Below are 18922 nucleotides of genomic sequence, written 5' to 3' on the forward strand. Positions count from 1 at the left end.
ATATGACATACGAAGTTAAATCACTCAATGAAGAATGTGGCGTGTTTGGTATTTGGGGTCATCCGCAAGCTGCTCAGGTTACTTATTTTGGACTCCATAGTTTGCAACATCGAGGGCAGGAAGGTGCAGGAATTTTAGCCAATGATGGTGGGCATTTACGCCGCCATCGTGGAACAGGTTTGATTGCAGAAGTCTTCAAAAATTCAGCAGATTTAGAAGCCTTGACAGGAAAGGCTGCTATTGGTCATGTTCGCTATGCAACATCAGGCTCTGCCTCTATCAACAATATCCAACCCTTCCTCTTTGACTTTTCAGATATGCAGGTGGGATTGGCGCATAATGGTAATTTGACCAATGCGGTCAGTTTGAAGGCTGAATTAGAAAAAAATGGTTCCATTTTCTCTTCTTCCTCCGATACAGAGATTTTGATGCACTTGATTCGCCGCAGCCACAATCCAGATTTTATGGGAAAAATCAAGGAAGCACTGAACACTGTCAAAGGTGGCTTTGCCTACTTGATTATGTTAGAAGACAAGTTGGTTGCAGCTTTGGATCCAAATGGCTTCCGACCACTTTCAATTGGTCGTATGAAAAATGGAGCTTGGGTTGTTGCTAGCGAAACCTGTGCCTTTGAAGTCGTCGGTGCTGAGTGGGTGCGAGATGTGATGCCAGGTGAAATTGTCATTATTGATGATTCAGGTGTTCAATACGATCGTTATACCAATGACACGCAGTTGGCTGTTTGTTCCATGGAATATGTCTATTTTGCTCGTCCAGACTCGGTTATTCATGGAGTTAATGTTCATACAGCTAGAAAAAATATGGGTCGTCGCTTGGCACAGGAATTTAAACACGAGGTGGATATTGTTGTTGGTGTGCCAAACTCCTCCCTCTCAGCAGCTAGCGGCTTCTCAGAAGAGTTAGGTTTGCCAAATGAAATGGGACTGATTAAAAACCAGTATACCCAACGTACCTTTATCCAGCCGACTCAGGAATTACGTGAGCAAGGTGTCCGCATGAAGTTGTCAGCAGTGTCAAGCATTGTAAAGGGAAAACGGGTGGTTATGGTTGATGATTCTATTGTTCGAGGAACAACCAGCCGCCGTATTGTTCAGTTACTGAGAGAGGCAGGAGCTTCTGAAGTTCATGTGGCCATTGGCAGTCCTGAACTTAAGTACCCTTGTTTCTACGGTATTGATATTCAGACCCGTAGGGAATTGATTTCAGCCAATCATAGTGTTGATGAAGTTTGCGAAATAATAGGTGCTGATAGCCTGACCTATCTTTCACTTGAAGGCATGATTGAGGCGATTGGTATTGACACCGATGCACCAAAAGGTGGACTTTGCGTTGCTTATTTTGATGGAGAGTTTCCAACACCCTTATATGACTATGAGGAAGAATATCTCCGTAGTTTAGAAGAAAAAACAAGTTTCTATATTGAAAATGTGAAGTAAGACAAGTGCTGTCAATAAAGGTTGACAATCTTGTAAACCTTGTCAAGTAGCTGCAAAGTTTCACAAGGAAAGGAAGAAAAATGACAAATAAAAATGCGTATGCCCAGTCGGGTGTGGATGTTGAAGCTGGGTATGAAGTTGTCGAACGAATCAAGAAGCATGTAGCTCGCACAGAACGTTTGGGCGTTATGGGAGCTCTCGGTGGCTTTGGTGGCATGTTTGACTTGACTAAACTGAATGTCAAAGAGCCTGTCTTGGTATCAGGAACAGACGGTGTCGGTACCAAACTCATGCTCGCAATTCAATATGATAAGCACGATACTATCGGTCAGGACTGTGTGGCTATGTGTGTCAACGACATTATCGCAGCAGGTGCGGAGCCACTTTACTTCCTTGACTACATCGCAACTGGAAAAAATGAGCCAGCAAAATTGGAGCAAGTGGTGGCTGGCGTTGCAGAAGGCTGTGTCCAAGCGGGCTGTGGTCTGATTGGTGGTGAAACGGCTGAAATGCCTGGCATGTATGGCGATGACGACTATGATCTAGCTGGATTTGCTGTCGGCATTGCGGAGAAGTCCCAGATTATTGACGGCAGCAAGGTCAAAGAAGGTGATATTCTCCTCGGTCTAGCATCAAGCGGTATCCACTCCAACGGTTATTCCTTGGTCCGTCGTGTTTTTGCGGATGTTTCTGGCGACGCTCTGTTGCCAGAGCTCAATGGCAGAGCTCTTAAGGACGTCCTCTTAGAGCCGACCCGTATTTATGTCCAGCAGGTATTGCCTCTGGTAAAAGCAGGGCTGGTCAACGGCATTGCCCATATCACAGGCGGTGGCTTTATCGAAAATATTCCCCGTATGTTTGCTGACAACCTAGCAGCTGAGATTGAAGAAGATAAGATTCCAGTCCTTCCAATCTTTACAGCCCTTGAAAAATACGGCCAAATCAAACATGAAGAAATGTTTGAAATCTTCAATATGGGTATCGGCATGGTATTGGCTGTCAGTCCAGAGCAGGTGGAGAAAGTCCGTGAATTGGTAGGCGAAGAAGTCTATGAAATCGGCCGCATCATCGCCAAGGAAGATAAGAGTGTGGTCATCAAATGAAACGAATAGCAGTGTTTGCATCAGGCAATGGCTCTAATTTTCAAGTCATCGCAGAGCAGTTTGAAGTAGCTTTTGTCTTTTCAGACCGTAGAAACGCCTATGTCTTGGAACGGGCTGAAAAACTAGGTGTGCCAGCATTTACTTTTGAATTAAAAGAATTTGCGGATAAGCAGGCTTACGAAGAAGCCCTCATCCAACTCTTAGACAAGCACCAGATTGACTTGGTGGTCTTGGCAGGCTATATGAAGATTGTGGGTCCGACCTTGTTAGCTCAATATGAAGGTCGTATCATCAATATCCACCCGGCTTATCTGCCTGAATTTCCAGGGGCTCACGGGATTGAAGACGCTTGGAATGCAGGTGTGGCAGAAAGTGGTGTGACAGTCCACTGGGTTGACAGTGGCGTTGACACAGGACAAATCATCAAACAAGTCCGAGTGCCCAGGCTGGCTGATGATACCCTAGAAACCTTTGAAGCTAGAATACATGAAGCAGAGTACCAACTCTATCCAGCAGTCTTGGAGGAGTTAGGGGCAGTGAAAAAATAAGGAGAAATCATGACAAAACGCGCACTAATTAGCGTATCAGATAAAAATGGTGTTGTAGAATTTGCCCAAGAATTGGTCAAGCTTGGCTGGGAAATCATCTCGACAGGAGGCACCAAGGTTGCCTTGGATCAGGCTGGAGTGACTACTATTGCCATTGACGATGTGACCGGTTTTCCTGAGATGATGGACGGTCGTGTCAAGACACTTCATCCCAAAATCCATGGTGGTTTGCTGGCTCGTCGGGATTTGGACAGCCACCTACAAGCAGCCAGCGACCATGAAATCGGCTTGATTGACTTGGTAGTGGTCAACCTTTATCCCTTCAAAGAGACCATCTTGCGTCCGGACGTGACCTATGACTTGGCGGTGGAGAACATCGACATCGGTGGTCCGTCCATGCTTCGTTCAGCAGCTAAAAACCACGCTAGTGTGACCGTTGTGGTGGATCCGGCAGATTATCCGACGGTTTTAGGGGAAATAGCAGAGCAGGGAGAGACGGCTTATGCTACGCGTCAGCGATTGGCAGCTAAGGTTTTCCGTCATACCGCAGCCTACGATGCTCTTATTGCAGACTACTTTACCAAGCAAGTCGGCGAAGACAAGCCTGAAAAACTCACCATTACCTACGACCTCAATCAGCCTATGCGTTATGGAGAAAATCCACAACAGAATGCGGATTTCTACCAAAATGCCCTGCCAACAGCTTACTCGATTGCAGCTGCCAAGCAGTTAAATGGTAAGGAATTGTCCTTCAATAACATTCGGGATGCGGATGCCGCTATTCGTATTATCCGTGATTTCAAGGACCGTCCAACTGTTGTGGCTCTCAAACACATGAACCCTTGTGGTATCGGTCAGGCAGAAACCATTGAACAGGCTTGGGATTACGCTTATGAGGCTGACCCAGTGTCGATTTTCGGAGGCATCGTCGTACTGAACAGAGAAGTAGATGCTGCGACGGCAGAAAAGATGCACCCGATTTTCTTAGAAATCATCATCGCACCGAGCTACTCGGCTCAAGCGCTAGCTATTTTGACCAATAAAAAGAAAAATCTGCGGATTTTGGAATTGGCCTTTGACGCACAGGATGCGAGCGAAGTGGAAAAAGAGTTCACAGGCGTTGTCGGCGGGCTCTTGGTGCAGGATCAGGACGTGGTGGTGGAAAGCCCAGCGGACTGGCAGGTGGTGACCGATCGTCAACCGTCCGATCAAGAGTGGGCGGCTATGGAGTTCGCTTGGAAGTCCTCCAAGTACGTCAAGTCCAACGGCATCATCATCACCAATGACAAGATGACCTTGGGCGTGGGACCTGGGCAAACCAACCGTGTGGCGTCCGTCCGCATCGCTATCGAGCAGGCCAAGAATCGTTTGGATGGAGCTGTTTTGGCATCAGACGCCTTTTTCCCATTTGCTGATAATGTGGAAGAAATCGCTGCGGCAGGAATCAAGGCTATCATTCAGCCTGGTGGCTCAGTCCGTGACCAAGACTCCATTGACATGGCCAACAAGTATGGCTTGACCATGGTCTTTACGGGAGTAAGACATTTTAGACATTGAGAATTTTGATGCAAGAAAGACACCCCGGCTGGAGAAGTTGGGGTGGTTTTTGGTATAATAGTTCTATGATTTTAAAACCTTTTACGAAATGGACAGGTGGGAAGCGGAAGTTACTAACTCAGCTACATGAACACTTGCCATTAGAATACAATAGATATTTTGAACCGTTTATTGGGGGAGGAGCACTATTCTTTGATTTAGCTCCCGAAAATGCCGTAATAAACGATTTTAATGAGGAATTGATAAATACTTATTTACAGATACGGGATAATCCAGAAGCCTTGCTTGATTTATTACATATCCATCAAGAGAACAATTCTAAGGAATATTATTTGAATGTTCGTTCGGTTGACAGAGATGGTAGAATAGAAACTATGTCTGATGTAGAGCGAGCAGCACGCATACTGTATATGCTACGAGTAGATTTTAATGGTCTATATAGGGTGAATTCTAAAAATCAGTTTAATGTTCCTTACGGTAGGTACAAAAATCCAAAGATAGTAGACTCGGAACTTATTCTTAGTGTATCAAGATACTTAAATGATAACAATATTTTAATTATGCAAGGTGATTTTGTTACGGCAGTTGAAGAAGCTGTTGCAGGAGATTTTGTATATTTTGATCCTCCATATGTTCCTATAACGGCTACTAGCTCTTTTACTTCCTATACGCATGAAGGTTTTTCGGATGAGGATCAGCGTCGATTAAGAGATACTTTCATAGATTTAGACCAAAGAGGAGTTAATGTAATGCTTTCTAATTCTTCAAGCCCAGTAGTTGAAGAATTGTACGCTGGTTTTAATATTTCCCGAGTAGATGTATCGAGAACGAATGGAGCAAGTAATTCCAGTCGTGGAAAAATTCAAGAAATTATTGTAAGAAATTATGGCGAATAACGAATATAAGTATGGAGGGGTCTTAATGAACAAACCATACTATCATAAAAATAAAGCTATTTTGGTACACGCAGATACATTTGAATTTTTGAATAAAATGAAACCAGAGAGCATGGATATGATTTTTGCAGATCCTCCATATTTTTTAAGTAATGGGGGAATTTCTAACTCTGGAGGTCAAGTTGTTTCCGTAGATAAGGGGGAGTGGGATAAGGTTAATTCTTTAGAAGAAAAACATGAATTTAATAGGAAGTGGATTCGCTTAGCTAAAAATGTGTTGAAACCAAATGGGACCATTTGGATTTCAGGGAGTTTTCACAATATATATTCAGTGGGGATGGCCTTAGAACAAGAAGGTTTTAAAATACTAAATAATATTACTTGGCAGAAGACAAATCCTGCACCAAATCTTTCCTGTCGTTACTTTACTCATTCAACGGAAACTATTTTATGGGCTCGAAAAGATGATAAAAAAGCTCGTCATTATTATAATTACGAACTTATGAAAGAACTCAATGATGGCAAACAAATGAAAGATGTTTGGGTTGGAGGACTAACAAAAAAATCTGAAAAATGGGCAGGTAAGCATCCGACTCAGAAACCAGAATATCTTTTAGAACGTATTATTTTAGCTTCAACTCAAGAAGGAGATTACATACTTGATCCATTTGTAGGAAGCGGGACGACAGGAGTGGTTGCCAAACGGTTAGGAAGAAAATTTATTGGGATTGATGCTGAACGGGATTATTTAAAAATCGCGAGAACTAGATTGGATAAGGAAGATGGCAAGAAGAACTTTTCATAGTTGGTTTGAAACTTTTACAGATACGGTTGCTGATTGGAACTACTATGTTGACTTTACAAAGGTTTTTAATAATATGAACGACCTGTATTTGAGAACTAATTTGAATATCTTGAATACGTTGGTAGGGAGTAAACAAATTCGAGAAGATTTTATCGCAATCTGTGAAAAGTATCCAGATGTGTTAACTATCATACCAATTCTTTTGGCTATACGTTTGGAATCTAAAGGCCGAGGAAAAAATCGTAAACCAATTGCTTTACCTATTCGCGAGTATGGGGACGATGCTATAATAAGCTACGATTTTGATTTTTATTCTCCTAACTATACCATAGAGAATTATGCAGATTTGCTAGAGAATACAGGTGTTTTTGAACTACTGCAATCACATCTAGTTAAAAACTTACAGGACTATGTTTACGGTGTAGAAGTCGGGTTAGATTCAAATGGTCGTAAAAATAGAATGGGTAAGATAATGGAAGCTTTGGTTGAAAGAGAACTTTGGAATGCAGGACTAAAAGAAAAAACGGACTACTATAAACAAATAAGTACTAAGCAAATTGAATCACTATTTCATATTGATTTAAGTGCCATAACAAATAATGGTAAAAATCATAAGAAGTTTGATTTTGCAATTCACGTAAATGGTCAATTGTATTTAACTGAAGTAAATTTCTATTCTAAATCAGGGTCAAAACCAAATGAAACCACACGTTCATATGAAAATTTAGCAGAAAAACTTACTGAAATTTCGAATGTTCATTTTGTTTGGATAACAGATGGTGAAGGTTGGCAAAGGTCTAAATCTAATTTAGAGGAGGCATTTGAAAGAATACCAAGATTGTACAATCTCCATGATATTCGGAATAAAAATATTAAAGAGTTATTAGAAATGGAGATGGACTAATGAATTTGCAAGCTTATATAAATTTATCTTCTGAAGAACGCTTAAAAATATTTTTAAGTACTTTATCAGTTACTAATCGAACGCCAGATTACTATGTCAATTGGTCTAAGGTTGAACGAGAAACAAAAAAATATGAGTTAGAGTTAAATACTTTGAATTATTTAATTGGTAAAGATGATATATACAACGAAGCGTTGCAACTTTTTAATAAACAACCAAATTTATTAAAAGCTATACCAAGTTTGATTGCAAGTCGTGATAAAACACTGGATATTTTATCAATTGACGCCGAAGATAATATGAGTTTTGATAACTTAGATTTTGCAAAAATTGATGAGGATAGAATTGTAGATTATACTAACTTTGTAGAAGCAACAGGATTATTAGATTTTTTGCAAAAGAAAGCCAATCGCTCTTTAGTGGACTACGTTTATGGAGTAGAGGCGGGACTTGACAGTAATGCACGTAAAAATAGAAGTGGTACTACCATGGAGGGTATTTTAGAGCGAACAGTAGCACGTGTCTGTAAAGAATATGGATTGGAGTTTAAGGCACAAGCAACAGCTCCATTTATAAAGGATAATTGGGGGATTGAGGTCCCTGTTGATAAGTCGGAACGCCGATTTGATGTTGCTGTATTTTCGAAAGATAAACATAAAGTATGGCTAATTGAAACGAATTATTACGGTGGAGGCGGTAGCAAGTTAAAGGCTGTAGCTGGAGAATTTACAGAATTAAGCCAATTCGTCACAAAATCTACAGATGATGTTAATTTTGTGTGGGTAACAGATGGTCAGGGATGGAAGACTGCCCATCTTCCTTTAGCAGAAGCATTTGGTCATATAACCCATGTCTTCAATCTCGACATGCTAAAACAAGGTTACTTATATGATTTGTTTAGATAATCAAATTTGCTCACCTCGTGTGAGCTTTTTCCATTTCCGAACGTTTTCCTGTTCTTTCTATCAAAATCTGTCTGTTTTTGCTATACTGTTTATATAAAATCCGTTTTTGAGGTGTGAAAAATGAAACTTTTGGTTGTAGGGTCTGGTGGTCGTGAACATGCTGTTGCAAAGAAATTGTTAGAGTCTGATCAGGTAAAACAGGTCTTTGTAGCTCCTGGGAATGACGGAATGACCTTGGATGGTATAGAGTTAGTAAGCATCGGGATTTCCGAACATTCTGCATTAATCAACTTTGCTAAGGAACATGACATTGCCTGGACATTTGTTGGCCCTGACGATGCTCTGGCAGCAGGTATTGTTGATGATTTTGAACAGGCTGGACTCAAAGCTTTTGGTCCGAGTCGTCTGGCCGCGGAGCTGGAGTGGTCAAAAGACTTTGCTAAACAAATCATGGTCAAATACGGCATTCCAACAGCAGCCTTTGGCACATTTTCCAACTTCGAAGAAGCCAAGGCCTACATCGAAGAGCAGGGGGCACCAATCGTGGTCAAGGCGGACGGCTTGGCACTGGGCAAGGGCGTGGTCGTGGCGGAAACCGTCGAGCAGGCGATCGAAGCGGCACGGGAGATGCTCTTGGACAACAAGTTCGGTGACTCAGGTGCCCGCGTGGTCATCGAGGAGTTCCTGGAGGGCGAGGAGTTTTCCCTCTTTGCTCTGGTCAATGGCGACCAGTTCTATATCCTGCCGACAGCCCAGGACCACAAGCGTGCCTTTGACGGCGACCAAGGTCCCAACACAGGTGGCATGGGGGCTTACGCTCCTGTTCCCCACCTGCCTCAAAGCGTGGTGGACACAGCAGTTGATACCATTGTCAAGCCCATTCTGGAGGGCATGATTGCGGAAGACCGGTCTTATCTGGGCGTGCTCTATGCTGGCTTGATTCTGACCGACCAAGGTCCCAAGGTCATCGAGTTCAACGCCCGTTTTGGCGACCCAGAAACTCAGATTATCCTGCCTCGCCTGACCTCTGACTTTGCTCAGAACATAGACGACATCCTCCACAAACGCTCGACCCAGCTGACCTGGCTGGAAAACGGTGTGACGCTGGGCGTTGTCGTGGCTTCAAACGGCTATCCTCTGGACTACGAAAAAGACGTGACCTTGCCAGCAAAGACCGAGGGCGACATCACGACCTACTATGCTGGGGCTCGTTTTGCGGAAAACAGCAGAGCACTGCTCTCTAACGGTGGTCGGGTTTATATGCTAGTCACCACAGCAGACACCGTCCAAGAAGCCCAAGAAAAAATTTACTCGGAGCTGAAAAATCAAGATACGACAGGCCTCTTTTATCGGACAGATATTGGAAGCAAGGCCGTAAAATAAGGGATAAAGAAAAGGAAAGATAAGCATGAACATTCCAATTTCCATCATCATGGGCTCTAGTTCCGACTGGAAAACCATGAAAAAAGCAGCCGATGTGCTGGACAAATTTGGCGTTGCCTATGAAAAGAAAGTGGTATCTGCCCACCGCACCCCAGACCTCATGTTCCGTCATGCCGAAGAGGCGCGTGGTCGTGGCATCAAGGTTATTATCGCAGGAGCAGGTGGTGCGGCTCATTTGCCAGGTATGGTAGCAGCTAAAACCACCCTGCCTGTCATCGGTGTCCCTGTTCAATCTCGTGCCCTCAGCGGTGTGGATTCCCTCTATTCTATCGTGCAGATGCCAGGCGGTGTGCCTGTTGCGACTATGGCTATTGGCGAAGCAGGTGCTACCAACGCAGCTCTGACAGCTCTTCGTATTCTCTCCATTGAAGACCAAACCATTGCAGCTCAGCTGGCAGATTTTGCCAAGGAGCAGGAAAAAGTTGCGGAGGCGATGACAGATGACCTCATCTAAGACAATCGGAATTATCGGCGGCGGTCAGCTGGGGCAGATGATGGCCATTTCCGTTATTTACATGGGGCACAAGGTGATTACGCTGGATCCTGCAGCAGACTGCCCAGCTTCCAAGGTCAGTGAGGTTATCGTTGCTCCCTATCACGATGTGGTGGCCCTCAAACAGTTGGCGGAGCGGTGCGATGTCCTGACCTACGAGTTTGAAAATGTCGATGCCGACGGACTGGACGCGGTCATCAAGGACGGTCAGCTCCCTCAGGGGACAGATCTCCTCCGCATTTCCCAGAACCGCATTTTTGAGAAGGATTTTTTGGCAAAAAAAGCTGGCGTGCAAGTCGCCCCCTACAAAGTCGTCACATCTAGCCTAGACCTAGAAGGTCTGGACCTCAGCAAAAACTATGTCTTAAAGACAGCCACTGGGGGCTATGACGGACATGGCCAGAAGGTCATTCGAGAAGTGGCGGACTTGGAGGCGGCTAGTCAGTTAGCCAACTCTGCCGAGTGTGTATTGGAAGAGTTTGTGAATTTCGACCTGGAAATCTCCGTCCTTGTGTCTGGGAATGGCTCCGACTACACAGTCTTTCCTGTGCAGGAAAATATCCACCGCAATAGTATTCTTTACAAAACTATCGTGCCTGCCCGTATTTCAGATGAACTAGCTGAAAAAGCCAAAACCATGGCCCTGCAAATCGCAGACAAACTTCAATTAGCAGGCACCCTCTGTGTTGAAATGTTTGTGGCAGGGCAGGATATTCTGGTCAACGAAATTGCTCCTCGACCACATAATTCGGGGCATTATTCTATTGAAGCCTGTGATTTTTCACAGTTTGATACCCATATCCGAGGCATTCTCGGCCAGCCTCTGCCCCCTATCCGCCTGCTTTCCCCAGCCGTCATGATTAACGTTTTGGGACAAGACATGGAAGCAGTCCAAACCTTTCTTCAAGAAAACCCTACCGCCCATCCCCACTTTTATGGTAAACTAGAAGCAAAGCACAATCGCAAAATGGGACACGTGACGGTGTTGGGGGAAGATGAAGCAGGTTAGGAGGTAGTATATGAGTGAATTAGCAATTAAAAGAGAAGAAATTGCTACTAAAGATGAAGATAGACAATTATCAGTACAATTTTTGAAAAATAAAAATATTAATTTGGAACAGATTGGCAACTATTTTGCGACAATCGTAAATTCTTATAAAGAAATTCAACAGAACATTAATGCTGAAGAGATGTATGTTGTTAAGTTTACAAAAGAACAATTAAAAAGGTATCAAACTGGCGAAATAGATTTTCAAAGAACAGCAGATAGATCAGCTTTACTGCCTAATTTTGTAAAAAAAGGAACAAATAATGAAATTGTATCTAAAGCAAGATTAGAAAAAATTGTTTTAGATAATCCAGAAGCGTTGCAAAATGTTATTAACAATGCTAATCAATTAGCCAATGCTCAAAAAATTGCTGATTTGGAAATATTGCTGACCGAAGTTAAACAAATCGCTTTGGAAGTTAAACGAGGCCTCAAAGACGACAGGCGTTCCAAGATTTTAGGAGCAGAAAGTACAATCAATCAGGCATTAATGATGCCAGAGGATAATCCCCAAAAGCAGGTTTTATTACTTAATTCCATAAGTCACCTTAACGAGGGTAGAGAGGCATTAATAAAGGAATTTGAAAACGAGATTAAAAAGAATATTTCTATTCCTAATTCAAAATGGCAACTATTTTTAAAATCTGTATTTGATGAGAAGTTTAATCAAGATGTTTTAGAAAGTTTTTCAGAATTAAATGAACAATTTTCTTATATTGTAAAGTCTACGGAACTATTAGCTAAGACATACATGATTACTGGTAATCATCAACTTATAGATAGTCTTTATACTCCAGTAAAGTTATTAGTTGAAAATAATAAAGAATATGTTGGGCAATTATTTGAATTGCAAGATGTTGATGTTGAAACAGAACGACAGTTGAAATGGTGTGTTGAACCTGCGGAATTTATTGCTCAAATTGGTATGACAGAACTGGCAGATGACGACATAATTGCAATTGAATTTACAGGAGAGGAATTACTGATAGGTGGAATTTCAAATGGATAAAAATCAAGTGCATAAAGTTGGTAAGATGTTAAATAAACCTGTGAAATTTGTAAAGAAAAATATGGGGATTATATCAACTGCGGTAATTGTTTATGGTGGCCCAATGTTAGCAAAGTATTTAAATGAAAGAAAAAACAAATAACAGGCTAGCCTAATCTAGTGCATATATTGAATATGGAATTATTAAAAAATAATTTAGAACGGAAGGACCCGTGTTCTCTTGACGGAATACAGGATACGGATTTTTTTAATCAACAATTTTAAAAAGAAAGGAAAGAGGGTAAGTTCAAGCATTTGAACTCGGGCTAAAAGCGTCGGAAAAAAGATAAACTGCCTTGTGTGCTAGCGCACAGTGTCAGTTTCCTATTTTTCTCTCGCTTTCTTAACGCCCTCTGTATCATAAACAATGATCAATCGTTATTCCCGCCCGGAGATGGCGGCTATTTGGAGTGAAGAGAACAAGTACAAGGCTTGGTTGGAAGTGGAAATCCTCGCAGATGAGGCTTGGGCTGAGTTGGGTGAGATTCCCAAGGAAGATGTGGCCTTGATTCGTGAGAAGGCGACTTTTGACATCGACCGCATTTTAGAGATTGAAGAGGAGACCCGTCACGATGTGGTGGCTTTCACGCGTGCGGTTTCGGAAAGTCTTGGTGAGGAACGTAAGTGGGTCCACTACGGTCTGACGTCGACTGACGTGGTGGATACGGCTTACGGCTACCTCTACAAGCAGGCCAACGACATTATCCGTCGCGACCTTGAAAACTTTACCCATATCATCGCCGACAAGGCGCGTGAACACAAGTACACCATTATGATGGGCCGTACCCACGGTGTCCATGCGGAGCCAACGACCTTCGGTCTGAAACTGGCGACATGGTATAGCGAAATGAAACGCAACATGGAGCGTTTCGATGTAGCGGCCAAGGGTGTTGAAGCTGGTAAAATTTCAGGTGCGGTTGGAAACTTTGCCAACATTCCTCCATTTGTGGAAGAGTATGTTTGTGGCAAGTTAGGCATTCGTCCGCAGGAAATTTCTACTCAGGTCCTTCCTCGTGACCTTCACGCAGAATATTTCTCAGCCCTAGCCTTGATTGCAACGTCTATCGAGCGTATGGCGACAGAAATCCGTGGGCTACAAAAATCTGAACAACGTGAAGTCGAAGAGTATTTCGCCAAAGGCCAAAAGGGCAGCTCTGCTATGCCCCATAAACGCAACCCTATCGGTTCTGAAAATATGACCGGTCTGGCTCGTGTGGTGCGTGGTCACTTGGTGACGGCTTTTGAGAATGTGGCTCTCTGGCACGAACGCGATATTTCCCACTCGTCAGCGGAGCGGATTATCACTCCGGATACGACCATTCTTATCAACTATATGCTCAATCGTTTTGGCAATATCGTTAAGAACTTGACGGTCTTCCCTGAAAATATGAAACGCAATATGGAGTCAACTTTTGGCTTGATTTACAGCCAGCGTGTCATGCTTAGTTTGATTGAAAAAGGTATGACCCGTGAGGAAGCCTATGACTTGGTGCAACCAAAAACTGCGCAGTCATGGGATAATCAAGTGGACTTCAAGCCCCTTCTCGAAGCGGATGAGCGTGTGACTGCTAAACTAAGCCAGGAAGAAATCGATGAACTCTTCAACCCAGACTACTATGCTAAGCGGGTAGATGATATCTTTGCTCGACTTGGATTATAAAAAATCAAAATTCTTTGGATTTTCCAGAGAATTTTTTAGTTTCCCTTAAGTTTTGCGCGCTATACTTTATTCAAGCTAGAAATAGCAAAACTTTTACTGAATGATTTTCAGTATCGTCATCCGTAAGAGCTAAAGCTCAAACGGCTGGCATATCTTTTCACCTAAAGGTATCCCTAGCTCTAAGTCGCAAGCGACAAGAGCTAGGTATCATATAATCTCCAGAAAACAGTCAGCAAAAATTAGCTGACTGTTTTTGTATAAAAAATCAAAAAATCCTTGACTCATCCCTAGGGGAATGGTGTATGCTAGGACTATCAAAACAGATGGAGGTTGCTTATGCAGGTCAAAGATGTGGAGAAGTTGACAGGCTTGTCAACCAAGGCTATACGCTTGTATGAGGAAAAGGGCTTGATTGAAGTGGCGAGAAATCCACTCAACGACTACCGTGATTATTCAGAGGAAAATGTGCGGCAGCTCCGCTTGATTAAGTTGCTCCGCTATTTTGAGTTTTCCCTAGCAGAGATTAAGGACCTCCTAGCCTTGCCAGAGGAGGATTTGCGATCAGCCTTGCATGAGAAAAAGCAGGGAATCAACCAGCAAGCAGAAGAATTGGCAGACAAGGTTGATTTGCTGGACCAGGTGGTCAGGGATTTGGGCAAGAAAGAGGATTGGTTGGAAGAAGCACAGGAATCCATTGCTTTTGTGGAAAGCGGTGAGTTCCAAGACTTCAAACAAGATTTAGAAGATGCCTTGCTGCCAAGTATTTGGATGACTCTCTTACAGACCTTGATGCTATCAGGTCCGATTCTCTGGTTGTTTACCCGCATCCAACAGGATCGGCAGGAAAATCTTTTTCTACTAGCAGTAGTTTCCCTGCTAGCAACCGCTTGGATAACGCTTCTCTGGAGAGATTACCTCGTGACCTGGTGGAAACATCGGGACAAGGTTCGCCAGAAGAATCGTAGTCAGGCCTGGTGGATTCCGATTGGTCTTATCTCTCTCGTAGGTGGGGTTGCCTACTTTGTCCTTGTCGGCTGGTTGACTGAAAGATTTTTCCTACCAAGCGATTGGCTCTTCTATGAGTATTCGACTGGTCTGGGCAAGATTGCTATATTTTTTATCATGGCTTTTCTCGTTTTTCTTTTGGGAAAACTGGCGAGGCTGGTGAAGTTATCTTGGAAATATGGCTTGGGTATGGCAGGCGGTTGTATCCTATTGACCGCTCTGCTGATTTCTACCACAACAGCTGTGACCAAAGACCAGATTATTGACATCAATCTGTTGGCTCCGTCCATGGAATATCTTTACAGCGATGTCAAGTCTGTCTGGACAGGCTTTGGGACCAAGCCAGTGACAGTGAACAGGTCTGAAAGGCAAGGGGAATTCAGCTATCAAATTCAACTGGATGGAAAAAAGATTGTGTTTATGCAACCAGCTGTTAATCAGAACTTGGTACCTGACGATACCTACATCGAACTAGAGGAATTTGATCAGCGACTGATGAATTTGGGCATTCCCAAAGAAAGTTCAACAGAAGGCAGTCAGTACAACGATTTAGATTCGCACTATCTAAAACGCTTTTTGCGAATAGTGGAAAATCAATAAAATGAATTCTGTTTTAGTCTCCCTTAAGCTTGACGAGTTATACTTTATCCAAGCTAGAAATATCGGATTTCCTTTTCACCTAAAGGTGTCCCTAGCTCTAAGTCGCAAGCGACAAGAGCTAGGTATCATATAATCTCCTGGAAATACTGGACTCACTGAGTCTGGTATTTTCATTTTGTGCTATAATGGTTTCATGACTAGAATTTTAGATATGGAACAAATGCAGGACGAGGAGTACGTTGAGCGTACCCTGCGTCCGCAGAAATTAAATGAATACATCGGTCAGGACAAGGTCAAGGACCAGCTGAAAATCTTTATCGAGGCGGCCAAGCTCCGTGATGAAGCCTTGGACCATACCCTTCTGTTTGGCCCTCCGGGTCTGGGGAAGACGACCATGGCCTTTGTCATTGCAAACGAACTAGGGGTGAATATCAAGCAGACCAGTGGTCCTGTTATTGAAAAAGCAGGCGACTTGGTGGCCCTTCTCAACGACTTGGAGCCTGGCGACGTCCTCTTTATCGATGAAATCCACCGTATGCCCATGGCGGTCGAGGAAATTCTCTACTCAGCTATGGAAGACTTCTACATAGACATTATGATTGGAGCAGGGGAGGCCAGTCGCTCCGTGCATTTGGAGTTGCCACCTTTTACCCTGATTGGAGCGACCACTCGTGCGGGTATGCTGTCCAATCCCCTGCGGGCGCGTTTTGGGATTACTGGTCACATGGAATATTATGAACTGGCTGATTTGACGGAGATTGTTGAGCGGACGGCGGATATCTTTGATATGGAGATTACCCATGAAGCTGCTATTGAGCTGGCTCGTCGGTCTCGTGGAACTCCCCGTATCGCCAACCGCCTGCTCAAGCGGGTGCGGGATTTCGCACAGATTATGGGCGACGGTCTGATTGACGACACCATTACGGACAGGGCCTTGACTATGCTGGATGTGGACCGCGAGGGGCTGGATTATGTGGACCAGAAGATTCTCCGCACCATGATTGAGATGTACGGTGGCGGTCCCGTCGGCCTTAACACCCTGTCGGTTAATATCGCCGAGGAGCGTGAGACGGTGGAGGACATGTACGAGCCCTACCTGATTCAGCAGGGCTTCCTCATGCGGACACGGACAGGGCGGGTTGCGACTGCCAAGGCTTACGAGCACTTGGGTTATCCCTATACGGAAAAATAATGGCAGAGCAGATGAGACAAGTAGCCAATTTATTTGGAGATTGGCCTGAGGCAATTATTTGGACCTGTTTAGAAGGCAGAATGGGACAGATTCATGTCGATAATACCCAGTCGCCCCAGTCAGCTCTAGCTCTCTATGGACGGCAGAGCTTCTTTGGTTTTTTTGCCGGAAAACCAAATGCGGACTTGCTAAAAATTTGTGAGGGAAAGGATATTATTTTAGTACCCCAAAACCAGGCCTGGTCAGACTTGATAGAAGGGACTTACGGAGACAGTATCCGGTCCTTTACCCGTTATGCTACGAAAAAAGATACTAGTTTTGACCTTGGGCATTTGCAGAAACTGATTGATGCCCTACCTGAAGAGTTTGACCTGAAAGTGATTGACCGTAATCTGTATGATGCCTGTCTAGTGGAAGACTGGTCACGCGATTTGGTTGGTAATTATGCTGATGTGGAGCAGTTTTTAGACTTGGGTCTAGGCTATGTCATCTTGCATAAGGAACAGGTGGTGTCAGGTGCCTCATCCTATGCCAGTTATTTAGGTGGGATTGAGATAGAGGTGGACACTAGGGAAGAATTTCGAGGTCAAGGTTTAGCAATAATCTGTGCTGCTCAGTTAATTTTAACCTGCCTAGAGCGAGGGCTTTATCCCAGTTGGGATGCCCATACATTGACTTCCTTGAAACTTGCTGAAAAGTTGGGCTACGAATTGGACAAGCCCTATCAAGCTTATGAATGGAGATAAGATGACACTAACATTTATTTGGGATTTAGACGGTACACTCTTGGATTCTTATGAGGCAATTCTAGCTGGAATTCAAGAAACTTATGAACAATATGATATTCCTTTTGATTATGAGGAAGTGAGGAGCTTTATTCTCAAAACCTCTGTTAAAGACTTACTGGTGCGTGATGCAGACAAGTATGGTCTGGATAGTGAGGAACTCAATCGTGTACGTGCAACTTCCTTGAAGGAGAAAAATACGCAGATTCCCTTGATGGAGGGTGCGCGTGAAATTTTGGCTTGGACCGAGGAACAAGGTATTCAAAATTTTGTCTATACACACAAGAGTGACAACGCCTTTCAGGTTTTAGAAGACTTAGGTGTTCGTCATCATTTCATAGAAATCTTAACCAGCGATTCAGGTTTTGAACGTAAACCCAGTCCAGAAGCTCTGCTATTTCTCATCGAAAAATACAATCTGGACAAGAAAAACACCTACTACATAGGTGATCGTCTACTTGATGTAGAAACGGCTATCAATGCGGGTATCCATAGCATTAACTTACAGATTGATGGAGTGGAAAAGAATCGGAAGATTGAAAGTTTGACAAAAATAAAAGAATTATTTGACGATTAAGGAAAGATTAAGCTAGTCTGGCTATACTATAGCCATCCTAAAACTTTTCTTTTTCATATAATCTCCTAGAAAGCCCAGCCACCGTGCTGGGTTTTCTGCTATAATGAACTTATGAAACATAAAGTAGCAGTTGAAAAGGCCTTGTTGGCAAATGCAGATTTGAGAAAGATACTGACCATTGTTGCCTCCTTGGATCTTAATGATGCATGGATTTGCGCGGGAACCTTGCGGAATTATTTGTGGAATGGCGGAGCTTTTGATCCAGAAACGGATGTGGATGTGATTTTCCATGATGTGACGGTTTCCTATGAAGAAACGCTGGCGATTGAGAAGAGCTTGCGTCAGACATTTCCGAACTATCAGTGGGAAGTCAAAAATCAAGTCTATATGCACCAGCATAGCCCAGAAGCCAAACCTTATCTCTCCTCCAAGGATGCTATGAGCAAATATCCCGAGCGATGCACGGCAATTGGAGCCCGCTTGCTAGAAGGCGGGCGAGTAGAGCTCTTTTGCCCTTATGGACTAGAGGATATTCTTCGCTACCGAGTTCGACCAACTCCACATTTTCGAGAAAATGCTGAGCGTATGGCAGTCTATCGTGCACGACTGGCTAAAAAAGATTGGTGTACTAGGTGGCCAAATCTCCAAATAGAGTTCTAAAGTCACTCATGTGGCTTTTTATTTTGGTTAAAATATGGCAAGATAAAAAACCTATATCGGAGATAATAATAACAATGATATATAGTAGAAAAGCATAACTTCAAAAAAGATTAATGAGGGAATGGTTCAGACGGCTAAGGAGGAGATTTTTAAAACTATCACATAGTGGAACTGGTCCATACCTAATGTATCCGAGTGTAAGCGGGATTTTATTTGGAAAAGTGACAAAAATGTCC

General features: G+C 43.3%; 19 protein-coding genes. All 19 read left to right on the plus strand.

Going from position 1 to position 18922, the window contains the following annotated elements:
• Window positions 1–2 precede the first annotated feature (2 nt).
• On the plus strand, window positions 3–1457 hold the full coding sequence (gene purF / locus AC4CS8_RS00265; RefSeq protein WP_493893069.1) for an amidophosphoribosyltransferase: 1455 nt from the start codon (window positions 3–5) through the stop codon (window positions 1455–1457).
• Window positions 1458–1537: 80 nt separating this feature from the next.
• Window positions 1538–2560, plus strand: a complete 1023-nt coding sequence (purM, locus tag AC4CS8_RS00270; RefSeq protein WP_493893070.1) for a phosphoribosylformylglycinamidine cyclo-ligase — start codon at window positions 1538–1540, stop codon at window positions 2558–2560.
• On the plus strand, window positions 2557–3108 hold the full coding sequence (gene purN / locus AC4CS8_RS00275) for a phosphoribosylglycinamide formyltransferase (RefSeq protein ID WP_493893071.1): 552 nt from the start codon (window positions 2557–2559) through the stop codon (window positions 3106–3108). The genes purM and purN overlap by 4 nt, the downstream gene beginning before the upstream one ends.
• 9 nt (window positions 3109–3117) lie before the next feature.
• Window positions 3118–4665, plus strand: a complete 1548-nt coding sequence (gene purH / locus AC4CS8_RS00280) for a bifunctional phosphoribosylaminoimidazolecarboxamide formyltransferase/IMP cyclohydrolase (RefSeq protein ID WP_493893072.1) — start codon at window positions 3118–3120, stop codon at window positions 4663–4665.
• Window positions 4666–4730: 65 nt separating this feature from the next.
• Window positions 4731–5561: a DNA adenine methylase gene (locus tag AC4CS8_RS00285; protein WP_493893073.1), complete on the plus strand. Its 831-nt coding sequence runs from the start codon at window positions 4731–4733 to the stop codon at window positions 5559–5561.
• Window positions 5551–6366, plus strand: a complete 816-nt coding sequence (locus AC4CS8_RS00290; RefSeq protein ID WP_493893074.1) for a DNA-methyltransferase — start codon at window positions 5551–5553, stop codon at window positions 6364–6366. Before AC4CS8_RS00285 ends, AC4CS8_RS00290 begins: the two co-directional genes overlap by 11 nt.
• A complete protein-coding gene (locus tag AC4CS8_RS00295) occupies window positions 6344–7270 on the plus strand; it encodes a type II restriction endonuclease (protein WP_172053598.1) in 927 nt (308 codons plus the stop codon). Before AC4CS8_RS00290 ends, AC4CS8_RS00295 begins: the two co-directional genes overlap by 23 nt.
• Window positions 7270–8175 carry a type II restriction endonuclease gene (locus tag AC4CS8_RS00300; protein WP_172053597.1) on the plus strand — a complete coding sequence of 302 codons (906 nt, stop codon included), beginning with the start codon at window positions 7270–7272 and terminating at the stop codon, window positions 8173–8175. Before AC4CS8_RS00295 ends, AC4CS8_RS00300 begins: the two co-directional genes overlap by 1 nt.
• Before the next feature lie 120 nt (window positions 8176–8295).
• A complete protein-coding gene (gene purD / locus AC4CS8_RS00305) occupies window positions 8296–9558 on the plus strand; it encodes a phosphoribosylamine--glycine ligase (protein WP_493893075.1) in 1263 nt (420 codons plus the stop codon).
• 25 nt (window positions 9559–9583) lie between these two features.
• Entirely contained in the window at window positions 9584–10072 is a 489-nt protein-coding gene (purE, locus tag AC4CS8_RS00310; RefSeq protein ID WP_493893076.1) for a 5-(carboxyamino)imidazole ribonucleotide mutase, read from the plus strand.
• A complete protein-coding gene (gene purK, locus AC4CS8_RS00315) occupies window positions 10059–11120 on the plus strand; it encodes a 5-(carboxyamino)imidazole ribonucleotide synthase (RefSeq protein WP_493893077.1) in 1062 nt (353 codons plus the stop codon). The genes purE and purK overlap by 14 nt, the downstream gene beginning before the upstream one ends.
• Before the next feature lie 10 nt (window positions 11121–11130).
• On the plus strand, window positions 11131–12168 hold the full coding sequence (locus tag AC4CS8_RS00320) for a hypothetical protein (RefSeq protein WP_493893078.1): 1038 nt from the start codon (window positions 11131–11133) through the stop codon (window positions 12166–12168).
• Complete coding sequence (locus AC4CS8_RS00325) at window positions 12161–12310, plus strand: hypothetical protein (RefSeq protein ID WP_493893079.1); 150 nt, start codon at window positions 12161–12163, stop codon at window positions 12308–12310. Before AC4CS8_RS00320 ends, AC4CS8_RS00325 begins: the two co-directional genes overlap by 8 nt.
• A 264-nt stretch (window positions 12311–12574) precedes the next feature.
• Window positions 12575–13867: an adenylosuccinate lyase gene (gene purB / locus AC4CS8_RS00330; RefSeq protein ID WP_172098399.1), complete on the plus strand. Its 1293-nt coding sequence runs from the start codon at window positions 12575–12577 to the stop codon at window positions 13865–13867.
• Window positions 13868–14203: 336 nt separating this feature from the next.
• Entirely contained in the window at window positions 14204–15472 is a 1269-nt protein-coding gene (locus AC4CS8_RS00335; protein ID WP_172091343.1) for a MerR family transcriptional regulator, read from the plus strand.
• Window positions 15473–15665: 193 nt separating this feature from the next.
• A complete protein-coding gene (ruvB, locus tag AC4CS8_RS00340) occupies window positions 15666–16664 on the plus strand; it encodes a Holliday junction branch migration DNA helicase RuvB (RefSeq protein ID WP_172043759.1) in 999 nt (332 codons plus the stop codon).
• Window positions 16664–17410 carry a GNAT family N-acetyltransferase gene (locus tag AC4CS8_RS00345; RefSeq protein ID WP_493893080.1) on the plus strand — a complete coding sequence of 249 codons (747 nt, stop codon included), beginning with the start codon at window positions 16664–16666 and terminating at the stop codon, window positions 17408–17410. The genes ruvB and AC4CS8_RS00345 overlap by 1 nt, the downstream gene beginning before the upstream one ends.
• 1 nt (window position 17411) lies before the next feature.
• On the plus strand, window positions 17412–18026 hold the full coding sequence (locus tag AC4CS8_RS00350; protein WP_493893081.1) for an HAD-IA family hydrolase: 615 nt from the start codon (window positions 17412–17414) through the stop codon (window positions 18024–18026).
• Between the two features lie 111 nt (window positions 18027–18137).
• A complete protein-coding gene (locus AC4CS8_RS00355; protein ID WP_493893082.1) occupies window positions 18138–18686 on the plus strand; it encodes a nucleotidyltransferase family protein in 549 nt (182 codons plus the stop codon).
• Window positions 18687–18922 lie beyond the last annotated feature (236 nt).

This window comes from Streptococcus sp. NSSLK0004 (assembly GCF_059039125.1).